Origin of the sequence: Micropruina sp., assembly GCF_047602385.1 — a bacterium.
Classification (GTDB): domain Bacteria; phylum Actinomycetota; class Actinomycetes; order Propionibacteriales; family Propionibacteriaceae; genus Micropruina.
The window spans coordinates 848,771-866,429 of the sequence record NZ_JASGHL010000001.1 but is presented as its reverse complement, the minus strand read 5'-3'; the positions used below and the strand labels follow the sequence as shown (position 1 = coordinate 866,429).

Sequence of the window (17,659 nt, the reverse complement as noted above, 5' to 3'; positions counted from 1 at the left end):
TCCTCTGTGAACTCAGGCTAAGGATAGCCATACGCTGCCCCGCTCGTGTGCCCACGGCGCTCGGCTCGGACGAGGACCGCGGGGTCCGGACCAGCATAAGCGCGACACGCTGCCCCCGACCGCCCACTCCCACCGCGGGCCGTTCGGTGATGCGGCGCGAACGCCGGGTGGGACTCGTCACTCAAGCGCTTCGGGTTCGTGGGTTGCGGTGCGTCACACATCGCAGCCTGTGAGATGGTGACGATTGTCGTTATGCAGGCCCCCCGCTGAGCTCAGTGTCCATTGCAAACCACATCACCGGTCGGCGGCGAGCGGCCGGACACTACCTCGTTGGGGTGGGCCACGGGGCACCAGATCCGACTCCCACAGCACTGGCCTTGCGGTGCTGGATCGGCGCACCCCAGGAAGCGCCGATCCGCCCGAGCGCAGACGGTGAAGATCGGACCTAGGCTGGACCAGTCCTGGACTTTGGCGTTATGTAGGCTGACGCCGTGCCAGTGGGACCAGGCGAACAACGGCGCACCGGCGGCGGTCGCAGGTGGTGGCTTCCGATCGCATTGACCGCGGCTGCGCTGGGGCTCTTTGTATGGTCGTATCAGGTCCAGTTGACCGATCCTTGGTGGAGTTCAACGCTTGGCAATATCGCCGGGACCACACTTCTTCTGGTGCCGGCTGATCTGGCTTCTCGGAGCTTTTCGTTCCCAGGTGGCCGCCACCCAGCTGGTTGCCGAGACCGCCCAGGCCCGCGCGGACGTCGCGCTGCATACTGCTGAACACACTGCCGAGTCGCTTGCTGAGATCGAGAACAGGCTGGTGGCAAGCCAGACAGCCGAGCTCGATCGGGAGATCGCGACTTACCAGGACGTGCTCTCGAACGCGTCTAGGGACGCGCTTGTGACCGCCCTTCGACGCGCAACGGAGCGTGGATTGATCACTCCAAACGGAGTGCGGGTCCCGGTGTGGTGGACGACCCTGCACTACAGGTTCGTGGTTGATGGCAAGGAAGGACCTCTTATCGTTCGGCTAGAACATGACGACCAGAGTGAGATCACTCAACTCGCATGGGCTGACGAGGAGGACGCCGAGACTTTTTATGGGCGCTTGGTGTTAGCGGTCAGAAATGCCGGTCAGGACCTCGGGACCGGACTTAACCTGCCGACAGAGTCTGTCTCGCGGGTGGTTGAGATGCTTGCCGACGTGACCCGGCTACGTTCCCAAGAACCCCTCGGCCTACGAGACACGTTGCGGGCGATCATCGAAAGAAGGGACGGCTGGTACTTCACAGAGAGCCTGGTCGTGCCGGCTGATCACCTCGATTACACGATCCAGGTGTCGCGACTGGGTGAACCAGATTGGGAAGAGCACCTGCACCGTAAGGGCTGGAATAACAACCCCGTCGAGGCGATCGAGTTCGCCCGGCGCATGTATGGAATCCCGCGCCGTTCGGGCACCTCAGGAACAATCTGATCTAATCCGAGGAAGAGCTCGATCTGCCCTGCGCCTGGCTGTACCGAGGCTATGGCGTCGGGCAGCTTGACTGCGCGAGATGACGCAGCGCGATATGGACCTGCTTCATCTGAACCACTGAGACGTCACCGATGGACTACGGCCACCTCAATCGAGAAGTGTTGTCCGGTCTCCGCGGCTGCCCTGCTTAGGGAAGTCGTAGGCAGTCAACGAGGCGGTGGACAGGCATGAGGGCGAGATCGATCTTGCGGCAAACCTTCACTACGGCGCTGAAGATGAAGCAGCAGGGAGCGTCCGCGTGACTCGGCCGGTGGCGGTCGAGGAGCTGCTTCAGGCGTACCGGGCGTTGATGGCTGGTCAGTTCCGCAAGCAAACCTCGTTGCAGCCAGCAGCTGGCGGTGATTCCGCCTCATGGCCTGGCCGGAACGGACGGGTGATCCTCGTCGCTGGCTGTATGCCCTCTGCTGGGGTGTCAACGGTGGCGCTGGCATTGGCGAGCCACGCCGGTGACGCCCGTGTCGTGGAGTGCTGCACGGTCGCCTCGTCGGGGCTGTGCGCGACGGCCTGTGCGGAACTGGGCAGCGTGGATGGCTGGGTTCAGGGCTCGCGGGACACGCTGCTGATTGAGCGGCGCGGGGACCGGATCGCAAGCGTCGGACGGCTCCCTGCGCCGGCTGCGACTGACCGGTCCTGGACGGTGCTGGACTCGTCGTGGGACCTCGGTGTGCTTGCCACCGATCCGGGATGGCTCGGAGACCTGGCCCGCACATTGCCAGAGGTGGTCCTGGTCACCCGGGCGACCGTGCCCGGCATGCGACGCCTCGACATCGCGCTGACCACCCTTGGAGCAGAGCGCGCTCTCGTGGCGGCGGTGGGCGCGGACCGGCGTCGTTGGCCCAAGCCGGTCGACGCGGCAATGAGCCCCGTGACTCGGCAACTCCAGGCGGAAGACCGCCTGTTCTCGATCCCCTCGGTTCCGACGTTGAGCGTCGCCGGTCTCACTCCCGACCCGTTGCCGAAGTCCGTGATGGCGGCGGTCGCTGATCTGTTCACAGCGTTGAAAGGTGCACGTGCATGATGCTGGCCACAATCTCGGCGGCGACCTCGCTGGCGCTGCATCACGCAACCGCGGGTACGGGGCTCTTGGCCGGTCTGCCGTTTGCTGATCCCGATGACGACAAGAAGGGTGTCATTGGCACCGTGTGCCCCAAGGCGCCGCCCGGTGCTCAGGCGCCGGTGAACGACATCCTCGGCAACATCTTGTGGGGTGTCGGCGTGCTGTTCTGGGTTGGGGTGGTCGTCACGATCGGAGCGATCGTGGCTGGCCGCGTGTTCAACATGCCCCACGCCTCCAAGGTCGGCGTGATCGGTCTCATCATCATCTTCGTGGCGGCGATCGGCTACCAGGTTGCCCCGGGGATCGTTGGCGCGATCCTCGGCAACGGCTGCATCAGCGGCTGAGGCGACCAGCCATGTTCGACGAGCTTCGACGGCGCCGGGACCAGCGCCAGCAGGCCCGCAAAGCACGCCAGGCTGAGCCATGGGGTCGACCTCGTCTCCTGGCGATGCTGGTGGGCGCGGGACTAGCGATGGCCGCCATGGTGGTCGGCCTGGGATTGATCGCCTGGTACATCTGGACTGACACGCCGGGGACCGCCGCCGGTGGCGTGGCGGCATCGACGCCGGCGGCGCCGCAAGACGTGGCGAGTGTCCGGGATCGGATCGCGGCCGCCCCCATGATGAGCGTTGGTCGTGAGGCTGCGTTCACCCCTGACCCTGCCGCGGAGCCGGCGGCACCGATCCGCGTCCCGCAAGCCCGGACCGATTTAGGTCCGGCCGATGTACCTACCGGCTTTCCCCAGACTCCGGAGGGCGCGGTCGGCCAGTTGGCTGCGATCGAGCGTGTGGTGCTGGAGACGATGAGCCTTCCGCTCGCGCAGGAGGTTTACCAGGCGTGGGTACGGCGGGGCGGACCGAGTTTCGGGCAGTGGGAGATGACCCGCAATGTGCAGGCGTTCTTGACCGCCGCGCGGCAGGGCGGCGGGGAGAAGGACATCTCCACGCTGGTCAGCGCCACCCCGGCTGCAGCCATGGTGAAAGGTACCGACGGGCCGGGCTGGGTGGTGGTGTGCGTCCTGATGGACATCCGCGCGGCGGTCACGGTCGAGGCCCGTATGGGGTATGGCCACTGCGCTCGTATGGAGTGGATCGGTGGACGGTGGCAGATCAGCACCGGGGCCGTGCCCGCCCCAGCCCCCTCGACCTGGCCGGGTTCACGGCTTGCGGTGCAGGCCGGTTGGCTCACCTGGACCGAACGCGGGTGACCTCGTGGGATTCTGGGACGACTTCGGTGACGGGCTGGGCGACTTTAACCCGTTCGACACGCTCGGTTCCGCAGCAGCCAAGATCGTGGCTGACGGCTGGATCGCGGCCTGGCTGAGCATCTGGAATGCAGGGCTGTGGCTGCTGCGTCTGGTGCTGTCGTGGAGCGACGCCTGGCTCACCCCGGACCTGAGCGCCAACGGTCCCGGCCATGACCTGTATCAAGTCACCTTCTGGATCGCCGGCGTGCTGCTGCTGATCATGGTCATGGTCCAACTTGGCATTGCCGCCTTCCGCCGCGACGGCAAGGGGCTGGCCCGGGCAGGCATCGGGCTGGGCCAGTTCGCGGTGATCGTGGGTGGCTGGATCGGCTACACGGTCGGCGTCACAGCCGCCTTCAGCGGCCTGACCAGGGCCACGATGGAATCGCTGATGGGCGTCACCAGCTGGCGCGACTGGGACCTCTTCACGCCCGTCGAGGCCAAGACGGTCACCGAGGGTGCAGTGGCGGTTCTGCTCGGCTTCCTTGGCCTGCTGGTCTTGCTGGCCGCCATCGGACACCTCGTGATCCTGCTGATCCGCGCGGCCACTTTGATGGTGCTGGTCGCCACCGGCCCGATCGCCGCCGCCGGACTGGCCTACGACGGCACCCGGGTCTGGTTCTGGAAAACGTTCCGGTGGTTCCACGCTGCGGCCGCGACACCGCTGATCGTGGTTCTGGTGAGCGGGGCGGGAATGAAGTTCGCCGAAGGTGTCGTCGCCGGGAAGGCCGGTTCGGTGGAACAGACGATCGGCACCGCGGTCCCCGCGATCGTGCTGATCTGCGTGGCGATCGTGTCCCCATTGGCGTTGTTCAAGCTACTGGCCTTCACCGACCCCGGCACCGCCTCCGGTGCCGCGATGCGGGCCGGCTTGGCATCCCTGGGCGGCATGCAAGGTCTCCTTGGCGGCAACCCGACTGCCGGCGTCACCGCCGGCGGGGGCGACACGACTGGGTCGGATGGCTCGGCTCGGACAGCGGGCGAGGCGAGCGCTGATGAGGTCACCACCTCGAAGGCAGCCAGCGCGGCGCAAATGGGCTCCAGTTTGCTCGGCCCTGCCGGCATGGCCTTTGCTGCCGGCCTGGGGGCCCTCATGAAGGTCGGATCGGTCGGAGCTTCCGTGATGGCCGACGTCACCAACCAGGAGGGCGTCGGACACAACAGCTACCAGCCCGACTACCTCGGCGGCGGACGCGACGGTGCCGCACGCGCCAACCGGGAAGCCAACGGCGACAACACCAATGAGCCCGACCCGGACACCGAGACACCTGACTCGCCACCGCCCGACCCTGGACCGCCACCCCCTCCGAACCCGCCACCCGCGCCTGCGCCTGCGCCGACACCCGGGCCGGATGGCGCGCCGGGACTCCCAGCCGGCAGTGGCTCACCCGCCGGTGGCGCCGGCGGGTCTGGTGGCAGTGGTGGTGCCGGTGCCGCGGCAGGAACGGAGGCGGCTGAGGCCGCCGTGGTGGTGCTGTGACGACGAGCGTTGAGGAGGTCTGGTGATGGCGGCGGTGTTCAGCGACTACACCCGCGACCGAGTGGGTCTGTTCTTCGGAGTCACCGGGCTGCAGCTCGGGCTGGTCGTGGCCGGCTCCCTTCCGGTGATCTGGGCCATGAATCGGGAACGCTGGTCACTGCTGTTCATGCTGGCGGTGTCGTGGGCGGTGTGGACGGCCCTGGTGGTGATCCCGATCCGGGGACGCTCCGCAACGGGTTGGCTACTGGCGACGCTGGCGTTCGCCGCAGGCACGGTACTGGGTTGGACCAGTTGGCGCTCACGGGCGTCGCGGGGGCGTGCCGGGAAGATCAACGAGCCTGACCTACCCGGTGTATTGACCGGAGTCAGGGTCCATGACGGACCCCCGCAGGGTGTCACCAACACTCGGGTTGCTCTCATCCAGGATCACGCTGCCCGCACCTGGGCAGTGACGGCGGCCCTGGTTCATCCCGGTCTGGCGCTGGCCGACCATCTCGAGCGCGACGCGCTGGGCAAGGGACTCACCGAGCTGCTCAACGCTTGCGCCCGCACCGAGCTGATCAGCGAGGTTGCCTTCATGGTGCGTTCGGTGCCTGACGACGGCGCCGAACGCGAACGGTGGATGGCATCCCATATCCGGCCGGACGCGCCGCTGCTGTCACGCATCGTGAACACAGAGTTGGCGGCAAGCCTCAGCAGCGCCAGCATCCGCACCGAGGCGTTCGTCACGCTAGTGGTGCCGGAATCCCGACTGGCGAAGGAAGCCAAGGAGTTCGGCGGCAACGTCGACGGTCGCGCCAGGGCGATGCACATGCTGATGAGTGAGGTGTCCAGCCATCTACTCACCGGCATGCGGGCAGTGAGCGTGGACTGGCTGACCTCACCCGAACTGGCAGCTGCCGTGCGTACGGGTTTCGCGCCGGCGGATCGGGCCGGCATCGTGGAGGCGCTGGCTGCCCGGGAAGCCGACGGCGGCGTCAACGCCGATGTCCCCTGGTCGCAGGCAGGCTCTGCCGGCGCGCAGCTGGCGGCTCGCCACTATCGCCACGATGCCTGGTGGTCGATCGCCTCCACCCTGCAGCTGCCGGCCAAAGGCGCCCAGATGGGTGCGCTGGCGCCGGTGCTGCGACCCACTGAACCCGGTGAGCGTCGCTCCATGGTTGTCGTCTATCCGATCGTGCCGGCATCGCGGGCCGACAGGCAGACCATGAGCGGCGAGTGGAAGGCCGACATCGCTGAAACCCTACGGATCCAGGCGAAGATCAAGCCGCGCGCCAAGGAGCGGGTGGATGCCGCGCAAACCCGAAGCCTGGACGCGAAACTGGCCACCGGTCACGCGTTGCTGCGGCCCTACGCGGTGGCGTGCGTGACGGTGCCGCTCACGGCCGACATCGCCGAACACGGCCGCCGACTCGACGGGTCAATCCGACGTTCGGGCTTCGCGCCGCTGCGACTCGACCCAGTCCACGACGCCGGCTTCGCAGTTGCGAATCTGCCGCTCGGTGTCGGGCTGGACCATCGGGGCCGATCATGAGCCGCGCCACCCGCACCGGCCGGGGCGTGGAGCGGTTGATGACCGACTTCGGCCACGAGCTGCCCCGACGACCCGGCCCGGCCACCCAGCCTTCGCAGCCACACCTGTTCACCCCCATGCCAGCACGAGGACGACCTGCCCGCGAGCAGGGCTGGAGCCCGGCCTCGGCCCCAGTTTCGGTGTGGCGAATGACCAGCGATCAGGCTCCCGTGCTGTGGCCCTTCATCACGGGCAGGGCGCTGCCGGCCTCGGGCGCGCAGATGGGTATCGACATGCTGTCGGGGACCAGCTTCTTCGCCGATCCCAACGGCTGGGTGCTGGACGAGGCCATCCCGGTCAGCAACCCGAACATGTTCTTCTACGGCGCTCCCGGCATGGGCAAGTCAGGAACTGTCAAAGGATTCGCATCGAGAATGATCTCCTTCGGCTATCGGATCCTGGTGCTTGGTGACGCCAAAGATGAGTACGAGGCGCTGTGCCGGGCCTTCGACGTGGAGCCGATCGCGATCGGCCAGGGCCTGACTGCACGGGTCAATCCGCTGGAGTTTGGCCCATTGAAGCACGGCTGGGAGGGTCTGGCGGCTGAGGAGGCCCGCAAACGTGCAGCGATCGTGTTCAGCCGCTGGCTGACACTGATCCGCGGCTTGGTCGGCTCACAAAGGATCGGCCAGACTCCGGTCCCGTTCGGGCCGAGCGAAGAGGCTGTGGTGGAGGCGGCCCTGCGTCGCCTCACGGGCTACAGCGACGGTAGAACCACTCTCACTGAGACCACCATCCCGCTGCTGTGGCACCTGCTCGCCAACCCATCCCGGGAACTCGTCGAAGAATGCCGCTACGGCTCGGAGCGCCAGTTCCTCGACCAGACCCGGCTGCTTCGTGACGCCCTCGGCAAACTCGTCGGCGGCACCCTCAAAGGCCTTTTCGACGATTACACGACCATCAACTTGGATTGGACCGCACCCATCCAATCTCTGTCGCTGTCCCGCCTGGAAGGACTGGGCGACGAAGCGACCGGAATGGCACTGCTCGTACTCAACAGTTGGGGGCGCGCCATGCGCGAACTCGCCCCCGCCGGGGACATGCGGATAGTGATCCGCGATGAGGCGTGGAAAGTGATGCGGCTGGGCGTGGACGCAGTGAAGAGCCTGGACGCAGACTTCCGGCTCTCGCGCCGTGACGGGGACGTGCAGGTGGCAGTTGCGCACAAGCCCGATGACACCAGCAGTGTGGGCGATGTCGGATCGCAAGCAGCGCAGATCGCGAAAGATCTCGTCCATCTCGCCGACACCAAAGTCCTGCACGGCCAGGACCGGGAGATCGGCCACCAACTCGGTGACCTGCTCGGCCTGAACGACATCGTCGTCGACTGGGTCACGGGCTGGTGCCGACAGTCGCCCGGCCGGGCCGTCTGGCTGGTCGGCGATCTGGTGTTCCGGGTCCGAACCATCCTGCATCCGATCGAGAAGCAGCTCGCGTGGACCAACACAGCCCTGGAAAGGGCCTGACATGACACGGCTCGCCGAGTCGAGACCCGGCGTCGGTCGCCAGCCAGATCTAGCGGATGGAGCAAGCGTGTTAAGCGAACAGTTCTGGAAAGGCGAGGCCTACCCGGGGGCCGGGGAAACGATGCGGGAGGTGGTCCTCAGCCCCACCCTGCATGCCGCCGCCGTTCGCAGCGACGACCGAATCTGCGGAGCGGTTGTCGCACCGACTCAGGGTTCGTTAGGGCTGTCGCTGATGCCCAAGCCGCCGGGGGAGTGGCAGTGGACCGGCGTTGACAGAGCGGAGGTTGAGTTGATCAGGCAGCCCTCCGGCGAGGTGCGATGCGATCTGCTTCCGACAGGCCGAGATGATGTCCGTCAGCCGGTGGGTGACGCTGGGGCTGCGGACGCGCTGGGGTTGGATCTGCGCACCTGGTTGTCGGTACGTGCAATTGTCGAGACCGGACTGAGCGCTGCTGCGGCGATGACATATCGGGCAGCCGAGCGCGCAGTGGACTATCCCCCTCGGGTCAATCCCCAGGACGTTGCACGCAGGTTCGCCGAACTGACGGACCGAGCCGCCCCGCATTGGGAAGTCGTGAGCAGTCAAACCGACAGTCGACCCAGGTCCCCCTCACTCGCCGCACCGCGCGGCTGGCCGCTCGGCCCTTCCCTCTAGACCTGGTCGTGCTGATCGAGATGACGATTCAGAGGAACCCGCGCCGGCTGAGGAGAGCCTCGGTCCAGACACCGAGCGGCGCGATGCCTACCCGTACTACGGAGCTGCACCCAATGCGGTTGGCCGGGTCGATCAGCCTGGCACGCGGCCGGTGGCCCGGCGGATTTCGAGCGCACGGGAATGGCGGTGAGCGGCCGTGAAGGGACTGTGCGTACTGCTGGGGCTGGTGCTGATCACGATCGTGGCTGTCCCGGTCGGGCTGGTCATGTTCACCGCCGTCCTGCTAGCTCCGGCGATCACCGAGCAGATCCGGCTCGACCCCTGCTCCGCCTACGACACCACCACACTCCAGTCGGCCACCACAACACACCTCGCGACCGGCCGAAGCCGGACCATCGCCACGTTCGAACTGCCGCCGTGGGGGACACCCCGGCACCAATCACTCCGAAGCCCGGCCCGGGCGATCCCTGGACCAGTCAAGAAGCTGTACCTTGCCGCCGCCACCCGCTATCGAATCCCCTGGCAACTGCTGGCTGCGATCGGCATGGCCGAGACCCGCCACGGCCGTGCCAAGGCCGTCAGCTCGGCCGGCGCGAGGGGGCTGATGCAGTTCATGGCGGCAACCTTCGCCCAGTACGGCGTCGACGGCAATCACGACGGCCGCATCCAGATCAACAACGATGCCGACAGCGTCTTCTCAGCTGCACGATATCTGGTCGCCTCCGGCGTACGGAACGGTCAGGCCGGCGTCATCCGGGCGCTATGGGCCTACAACAGGTCCACCACCTATCGCAACGACGTCTTGTACTACGCCCACAGCTACACCGGCACCGGTGGCGGCGTGGTGAGCCTCAGCGATGACAGCGAGACCTGTCTACCTTCCGGTGACGGTGTTCCGGGGTTCAGCGGCGGCGACTGCCCTCGATCTGGCTCGCCGGCCGAGCGCGGTCTACTGCCGAGCGCGCTGCACGGCCTGCGGTGCGTGAAGGCAGCCTTCCCGGCCATCGTGTCGATGGGTGGCAAGGGCGGACGCCCGATCGGAACCTCCGACCATCCCAAAGGTCTCGCCGTGGACTTCATGATCCCGCGATGGAGCACCAGCAGCGGGCGTGCGTTCGGCTGGAAAGTGGCCCGCTGGGTTACCGCTCACGCCAAGCAACTGCGCGTGAAGTACGTCATCTGGGATCGGCGCAAGTGGAACCCGGCCGTGAACACGACCTGGCGGCCCTACCGCCACCCCCTGGGCAACACCAACCCGACGCTGAGCCATCGCGACCACGTCCACGTCAGCTTCCACCGCTGACGGGGTAGCGATCAGAAGGAGGATCATCATGCTGCAGACGAACCGCCGCCGGGACCCCTACCCATACACCTGGGAGATCCCCGTAGGCATAGCCACCGCTGTTTTGCTGCTGCTCATCCTGGCCGTGCACACCGGTAGAGGACTGGCCTGCTGGTTCGCCGGCGCTGGCTGGGCATGGCCCTCGAGCAGAACCCTGTTCACCAGCCTGCCCGATCTGCTCACGGGCAATGCCGGCGCTGGCCTGGCCGACCCGACGCACGCATCGCTGGTGTCGTCGACCGTCCTGATGGGCTGGATCCTCACCGTTCAGATCGTCACCTTCGCCGTCGGGATCGCCGCAACCGGCTGGATCCTGCGCCGTTGGGGGCCACACCGGATGAAGGGAATGGCAAGCCCAGCCGAGGCAGAACAACTGCTCGGAATCAGCCAGCTCCGCAAAGCCGCTGCAGTCATCCGGCCCGACCTCTACACACCAACTCGGAAAGGCCGCGGCCATGACGGCTACCACCCGGCACCCTGACGTCCGCCCGCGAACTCAACGGCGACGAGCAGCTGCCACGACCAATGCTGGGCGCGGCCATCGAGCTGTCCCAACGGCGACGTCAGGCCGGTCGTGACCGAACACGACCACATCGACGGCTACCGGGAGTGGTTCCTGTCCGGCGAGGAGTTGGACGCGACGAGGACCAAGATCGCCGCGCTGAACCGGCGCGCCGTAGGGCGCGGCTTCACCGGCCGGATCAAGGTGGAGGCGCGGCCCGCCACCCGCTCCCACGTGCCTGCTCAGGGTGCCCCCACGGTCACCGAGCATGGGTTCGCGGTCACGATCAGCGGTGAACCACCCTGCTACAGCGGATGGCGCTTCATCGCGGCCGCCGACGTCATTCCGCAACGACCCGCCACCGCAGCGGACCAACCAGCCGGTGCGGCAGCCGACAGCCCCGGCATCGCGGCCGGCGCGGCGCGGGTCGTGCTGCGCTACGCACCCGGTGCGGACCCGATAGACAACGCGACGGTCCGGCCGGGGGAGTGCGACCACTGCCACACCGTGCGGGCGCGCGGAACCACTATCCTGGTGCAGCACGAGCGGAGCGGTGAACTCCGACAGGTCGGCCGGTCCTGCTTGAAGGACTTCCTCGGGCACACCGCGTTGCCTGTGTTCATCGACGCGGACCAGATCGCCGATCAGGTTGAGCGCAGCATGCGCGGAGCGCAGCAGGCCGCAGCCTGGGATCTGCACTCCGTGCTCACCTACGCCTGGGCCACCGTTGAAACCTACGGCTGGGCACCCGCCTCCAGTCCACACTCAACGCGCGATCTTGTAGCAGAGGCCCTTGCTGGCGGACCACGCAGTACGGAGGTGTTGGCCAGTATCAGGGCAAAGCTGCCCGAGGGGGAGCAGATGGCGCCCCGAATCGTGACCGATTTGGTCAACGGGCTGGAGGGGCGCGGCGGCTACGAAGCCAACCTGCTCAGCATCCTCAACGCCGGCGTCGTGGACCGACGCAAACACCTCGGACTGGCCGTCAGCACCATCACGGCCTGGCACCGGATATCGCAAGCCAACGCACGTTCGGCCAAGCCAGAACCCTCCCGCACCATCGGCTACGCCGGCGAGATCGGAGCCGCGATCACCCTGTCGGGCACGATCACCACCGCGATGTGGATCGACGGCTACCACCGCAACTCCCCACCGCAACGGCTCATCATCCTCGACTGCGGCGACGCCGTGGCCAAGATGATCACCGCAGCCGGATGGGCAGACGACATCGACCGCGGCGAGCCCCTCACCGTCACCGCCACGGTCAAGGCCCACACCGACTACGACGGCGTTCCCCAGACCGTGCTCGTCCGCCCCAAACGCCTGGACCATCCACAGGTTGCCGACCCGCGCCCAGCTCCGGCCGGCCCCGTCTGGGAGCAGGTGCGGCAAGTGCCGCCTCAAGCCCGGTTTCAAACGGCTCCATTGGCGTCTGGCCCGCCGCCAACGCCGGACCTAGCCGTCTAGCCACCCACCCGAGAGGACCAACCGCTATGGCAACCCCCATCAACAATCAGCCGAGCCGGTCACCGGTCACCTCCCGCCACGAGGAACTACCTGGTGGACGACGGCCATCGCCGCACGACTTCGCCATCCGCGCCGACCTTCGTCGCAAGGAGGACACCATGAGTGAACAGACACCGCCGCAGCTACACGCCCGGACCCTGGGCGATCTGGCCGAACTCGTGCCGTATCTGGTCGGCTTCGAACCTCGGGACTCCCTCGTCGCGCTGGTCATCGACCGCGGCCACGTTGCGGTCACGGCCAGGGCCGATCTCGCCGACGCCGGCCAGCCCGGAGGTATCGAGACCATCTTGGGACGCCTACTCGCGCGCTATCCCCAAACACCCGGTATCTACCTGATGGCCTACACCGACAACGCTCAGTCCGGCTGGGACCTCCTACAACGGGGACAACAGCACCTGGGAATGAAGTGGGCGAACTCGATGCTGATCAACGGGGACACCTGGTACGCACCAGGCGGCGCCACCGGCGCAGTGAACCGCAGCGGTCCGCTCGCCGCAGAGGCGACCTTCCACGGCCTACAGCGACGCGACAGCCGCAGGGCGGTTGCCGCCGACCTTGCCAGCCCACCAGACACCCCAGCAATGCTCGCCCAGCTGGAGGCCGCTACCGACGCCCTGGCCGACCTGCCGCAAACCGCGGACATCGCCACCCTGATCGACCGATCGCAAGCCCTGGTGAACAGCCACCTCAGCCACCCCGAACGACTGACCACCCCTGACGCCATCGAGATGGCGATCCTGACCCTCCACAACGACGTCCGCGACGCCGCGCTACTGTCGATCACCACCACCAACGCCGAACAGCACAGCAAGCTGTGGACCACAGTCGTGCAGCGCACACCAGCCGTCACCGCCGAGGCCCCGTTGTTCCTCGCAGGCATGGCGTCATGGATCAACGGCGACGGAGCCCGCGCCGCCGTCGCCCTGCAACGTCTCGAAGCCGAACCACGACCGCTACTGATCGGCTCTCAACGCAGGCTCGCCGAGATCATCGACAACGTCATCCCACCCCAGGTGTGGGACATCGCGCGACACCGAGGACTCCTCGGCGCCCACCCTGCCGCGCGTGCAGCCGCCATCCGCACCGCAGGGAGCTGGGAGACCGTCACCCCACCGCAGCCCACCGACAGGCCCGACCCACGTCGCCACAGCCAGGCTCCGCGGCGACTCGGGCCATCCATCTAGACACTGACAACGACTGCCCGTGCGGCGAAGGAGAGATGAGATGTACCGGCGCACCAAGATTGACCCGACCGCGATCGGCTGGCCGATCGGACGCGCAGCCGAGCCACGCGCCGGTCAGCTGTGGTGCCGGTGGGACCGCACGACCGGGGTGATCGGACCACAGGGCAGTGGCAAGACCCTCGATCTGTTGACCCCGGCACTGCTTGCTGCCCCCGGCGCGGCGCTAACTACCCTGACCAAGACCGAAGACCTGCTGCTCTCGATCACGGCCCGCGGCAGGGGTGGTCGTGCGACACCGGTCCTGGATCCGTTCAGCCAAGCCGATGGCGTTCCGGAGTTGCTGTGGGATCCGGTCCAAGGCGGCGCTGATCCGATGGTCGCGGAACGGCGTGGCCGAGCCTTCACCGCCGGCACGATCAAGACCTCAGGTCAGGACGACGGGGCGGCACGGTTCTATGCTGCGGAGGCGGCCAAGGTCTTGCAGTGCTACTTCCACGCCGCCGCACTTGCCGGCTACCGGCTGGACCGGCTGATCGGCTGGGCGAAGGCGCCGTTGGCCACTCACGAACCTGCCGAAATCCTGCTCAATCATCCCGCCGCGGCACCCGCCTGGCACGGCCTGCTCCAAGGAGCACTGACCGGCGATCATCGCACCGCCAGCAACACCATCACCACCGTGCAGCAGGCACTCAGCCTCTTCTTCCAACCCCAGATCCTGCGCCGCTGTGTGCCTGGACCCGGCCGTCCCGCCACCGACATCGCCCAAGTCATCCGCGACCGAGGCACCTTCTACCTGCTCGGCCGAGAAGACCCCTATGCCTCCGCGTCACCGCTGATGACCGCCCTGACGGAACACATCCTCGACACTGCGCTCACGATCGCCAACGACAGTTCGTACGGAAAGCTCTGTCCTCCGATGCTGGCCTGCCTGGACGAGCTCCCCTCCACGGCACCCCTGCCGAGCCTGCGAACCCGCATGGCCAATGAGCGCGCTCTCGGTATCTCATTCATCTATGCGGCGCAGACCTGGGCACAACTGACGTCGACCTTCGGACTCGCCGAAGCTCGCAGCTTGCTCGGCTTGACCAACGTCCTGGTCGTCCTCGGGGGATCAAAGGACATCGAGTTCAACAGGGAACTCTCCGACCTCGTCGGCACCACCCGAATCAACCGCACCACCTGGCAACAGGGCGGAAGTGGCGGCCGATCCAGCCATGGCGAAGACATGGTGATCATGCGACCCGAAGAGATCCGCCGACTACCGGAAGGCCACGCCCTGGTGCTGGCGGAGAACGGCAAGCCGATCCTGGCCAAACTGAGCCGCTGCATCGACGGCAAAACCGGCCAGGTGCTTCTCCAACAGCAGCGACGGGCCCGCCACAATCTCCAACGGCATCGCACCGCCGTCGTGGACCCCGAAGCCCGCGCAATCGCCGCCCAAGCAGGCAGCGACACCCCATGACCGACGACCAGGACAACCTCGCTCTGCCGTTCCCGTGGCCAGACACGCCGGCCCTGATCACCGCCTACAACACCCTGGTAGCCGCTGCCCACGCCGACGACGCCACCAAACAGGCCATCGGCAGCCCCGCCACACTGCCGCGACCATGGGATCCACCGACCTGCACCGACCGCAGACTCCGCGCGGAACTATGGACCTGGCTCGACAAAGTCGTCACATGGTTCAACCACGAGTACGTCTGGGACCACACCGGCGCTGGACTCATCCCCGCCTGCTGGCCCCGCCATCCCCACCTCGTCCACGAGATCGCCGTCCTCGCCGACCAACGCCGACGGGCCGGCCTCGACCTCACCAGCGGCAGCCTCGAAGAATGGCACCGCTACAGCGTCCCCAACTTCATCGACCGACTCAAAGCCCGCACCGGAAGCCTGTGCGACGAACACCACGCGGAATGGCCCGCCGCCGGCCGCTACCGACGTCACACCAGCCGGACAGCCAGCGACGACCGGACACGCCTCTACACCGACGACGTCAACAACCTGCCCAGCAACCACCGACCCGAACCTTCGCCGTCCCGACCGAGACTGCAACTCGTGGACGACGACGGCGTCCCAATCGACCCCTACACCGGAGAGATCCTCTGACATGCACCACCGGGGCCCGGCCCCACCGGTTCCCCCGCTGGCATCCACGGAGCAGCAATGATCTGGCCCAGATCGACACGCTCGCCTAGCATGGCCACAATCCCCACGAACAGCATCACTCGAACATATGATCGAATTATGGCGGAGGGAGGGCAACCAATGAACAGCGCACGGGACCAGCAGGCGGCCCTTCTCGCCCTCACCATCCACAAACCCAGGGGACGCAGTGCGCGGGAACTGGTCAACGAGGTGGTCTGGTCAGGCGACGCCATCGGCCTGTGGAATGAACTTCGAGGCGTAGACCTGTTCGGCGTCAGCGATGAACTGCGTGCGGCCCGTCAGGAAGTAGACGGCTGGATCTCAGCTGGCTACCAGTTCGTCTCGATCCTGGACGCCGGCTACCCGGGTCACTTGCGAGGCGTCTACGACGCACCACCATTCCTGTTCTACCGAGGCGACCTGTCGCGAGCGACCGACGGTGTCTCGATCGTCGGCTCACGCGACGCCTCACCGCAGGCATGCCAACGCGCCGCACGCATCGCCGAACTGCTCGCGCAACGCGGACTGCCCGTCATCTCCGGACTCGCACGCGGCATCGACTCCGCCGCCCACGAAGCCACCATCGACGCCCGCGGCGTCCCAGTGGGCGTGATCGCCACCGGTATCGCCGCGCCCTACACGCCTGCCGCCAGCCGACCACTCCACGAGAGGGTCGCCAAGACCGGCGTCCTGGTATCGCAGTTCATGCCGACCGCCCCCGCGCAGAAACACACCTTCCTCATGCGCAACGCAACGATGAGCGGACTCGGGCTGGCCACCATCGTCGTAGAAGCCGGTGAACACAGCGGTGCCCGGGCGCAAGCGAGAATGGCCATGGAACATGGGCGCCCCGTTCTTCTCACGGACTCAGTGATCGCGAACACGCAATGGGGACGCGAACTGGCCGACGGACGCCGCTCCAACGTGTACCCGGTAGCCGGCCTGCAAGACGTGTCGAACGCGCTTGACCGCATTGTCTGGATGACCAGCGACGACGTGCTCGCCCAGGTCATCCCAGCCGGCTGAACATGAACGACCCCACCCCGATCGATCCGACGGCTCTGCTCCAAGGGCTCGCGGGGACCTACCTGCGGAACCCGCGACGTACCACGGGCGCCTGCGCCGCCTGCTGCGGGGGGGTCAACCCGGAATACATGCTGTGTTACCCATGCGAAGCCTTCCGCCAACAAGGACGCCTGTCGAACGCGGCAGGGTTCTGTATCTACGCTGCACAGGGCACTCAGGCTGGCCAGCTGATGTACGGATACAAGGCGCCCTATCCCGCACGTGAGCACGTCGTTGTGATGTCGCTGCTCCTCCAACTGGCTCTGAACAACCACGCCCAGTGTCCGAGCCGGCTCGTCGGTCAGCGCGTCACCCACTGGGCGGCCGTTCCCTCAACCAGAGGCCGAATCGCCCCCCACCCGCTTCGAGGCATGGTGGCTGCGATCCGCCCCGAACCCGAGGTGGTCTTGACTCACGTTGAGGGTGTTCAGCCCGTTCGGCAGCGGGTCGTGCCCGGTCTCTTCCGATCGGGGGCTTCTCTGGCGGACGGCAGCCATGTCTTGCTCGTCGACGACACCTGGGCATCAGGCGGTACACCCCTCAGTGCTGTTCACGCACTGCGAGAAGCTGGCGCCTCATGGGTCTCCATCATCGCCGTCGCACGCTGGCTCAGTTTCGACTTCATGCGTGCACCGACGTCCGGGCCAACTCTCGACCTCCACCGGAGTCTGCTCTCACAGGTCGTCTACGACCTCAGTGCCTGTCCATTCACAGGGAGCGTTTGCCCTTGAGAAGGAGGGTATCGCCTTAACCGCCAGGATCGGTCCAGCATGGCGTGTCCAGATCCCCGGGCTGAGGACGTGGACGGCTGCTCTTCGGACCAGTATGCGGCCCGAGCAACAGCTGACCTCGGATGACCGGCCCAGCTGGAGTCTAGGTCGACACGCCCT

Annotated in this window: 15 protein-coding genes; all 15 read left to right on the top strand. The window is 66.8% G+C overall.

Annotation, left to right across the window (positions count from 1 at the left end; all coding sequences use genetic code 11):
- Positions 1-705 precede the first annotated feature (705 nt).
- The 15 genes from QM711_RS04025 (at position 706) to QM711_RS03955 (ending at position 17,500) form a co-directional block, all read left to right on the top strand.
- Positions 706-1,467: a hypothetical protein gene (locus QM711_RS04025; RefSeq protein ID WP_415096478.1), complete on the top strand. Its 762-nt coding sequence runs from the start codon at positions 706-708 to the stop codon at positions 1,465-1,467.
- Positions 1,468-1,684: 217 nt separating this feature from the next.
- The gene (locus QM711_RS04020; protein ID WP_415096476.1) at positions 1,685-2,545 is read left to right on the top strand and encodes a hypothetical protein; all 861 of its coding nucleotides are present in this window, start codon (positions 1,685-1,687) and stop codon (positions 2,543-2,545) included.
- Positions 2,542-2,928 (top strand): hypothetical protein, encoded by a 387-nt coding sequence (locus QM711_RS04015; RefSeq protein ID WP_415096474.1) that lies wholly within the window; start codon positions 2,542-2,544, stop codon positions 2,926-2,928. The genes QM711_RS04020 and QM711_RS04015 overlap by 4 nt, the downstream gene beginning before the upstream one ends.
- 128 nt (positions 2,929-3,056) lie before the next feature.
- Positions 3,057-3,791 (top strand): hypothetical protein, encoded by a 735-nt coding sequence (locus QM711_RS04010; RefSeq protein ID WP_415096472.1) that lies wholly within the window; start codon positions 3,057-3,059, stop codon positions 3,789-3,791.
- 4 nt (positions 3,792-3,795) lie between these two features.
- Positions 3,796-5,310: a hypothetical protein gene (locus tag QM711_RS04005; protein ID WP_415096470.1), complete on the top strand. Its 1,515-nt coding sequence runs from the start codon at positions 3,796-3,798 to the stop codon at positions 5,308-5,310.
- A 25-nt stretch (positions 5,311-5,335) separates the two neighbouring features.
- Positions 5,336-6,844, top strand: a complete 1,509-nt coding sequence (locus tag QM711_RS04000; RefSeq protein WP_415096468.1) for an SCO6880 family protein — start codon at positions 5,336-5,338, stop codon at positions 6,842-6,844.
- 188 nt (positions 6,845-7,032) lie between these two features.
- Positions 7,033-8,349 carry an ATP-binding protein gene (locus QM711_RS03995; protein WP_415096466.1) on the top strand — a complete coding sequence of 439 codons (1,317 nt, stop codon included), beginning with the start codon at positions 7,033-7,035 and terminating at the stop codon, positions 8,347-8,349.
- Positions 8,350-9,200: 851 nt separating this feature from the next.
- Complete coding sequence (locus tag QM711_RS03990) at positions 9,201-10,307, top strand: lytic transglycosylase domain-containing protein (RefSeq protein ID WP_415096464.1); 1,107 nt, start codon at positions 9,201-9,203, stop codon at positions 10,305-10,307.
- A 28-nt stretch (positions 10,308-10,335) separates the two neighbouring features.
- On the top strand, positions 10,336-10,827 hold the full coding sequence (locus QM711_RS03985; RefSeq protein WP_415096462.1) for a hypothetical protein: 492 nt from the start codon (positions 10,336-10,338) through the stop codon (positions 10,825-10,827).
- A 93-nt stretch (positions 10,828-10,920) separates the two neighbouring features.
- Complete coding sequence (locus QM711_RS03980) at positions 10,921-12,315, top strand: hypothetical protein (RefSeq protein WP_415096459.1); 1,395 nt, start codon at positions 10,921-10,923, stop codon at positions 12,313-12,315.
- A 158-nt stretch (positions 12,316-12,473) separates the two neighbouring features.
- Entirely contained in the window at positions 12,474-13,559 is a 1,086-nt protein-coding gene (locus QM711_RS03975; RefSeq protein WP_415096457.1) for a DUF4192 domain-containing protein, read from the top strand.
- Between the two features lie 40 nt (positions 13,560-13,599).
- Positions 13,600-15,021: a type IV secretory system conjugative DNA transfer family protein gene (locus QM711_RS03970; RefSeq protein ID WP_415096455.1), complete on the top strand. Its 1,422-nt coding sequence runs from the start codon at positions 13,600-13,602 to the stop codon at positions 15,019-15,021.
- A complete protein-coding gene (locus tag QM711_RS03965; protein ID WP_415096453.1) occupies positions 15,018-15,665 on the top strand; it encodes a hypothetical protein in 648 nt (215 codons plus the stop codon). Before QM711_RS03970 ends, QM711_RS03965 begins: the two co-directional genes overlap by 4 nt.
- A gap of 138 nt (positions 15,666-15,803) precedes the next feature.
- Entirely contained in the window at positions 15,804-16,730 is a 927-nt protein-coding gene (locus tag QM711_RS03960) for a DNA-processing protein DprA (protein WP_415096451.1), read from the top strand.
- Between the two features lie 2 nt (positions 16,731-16,732).
- Entirely contained in the window at positions 16,733-17,500 is a 768-nt protein-coding gene (locus QM711_RS03955; RefSeq protein WP_415096449.1) for a phosphoribosyltransferase, read from the top strand.
- Positions 17,501-17,659: the final 159 nt, after the last annotated feature.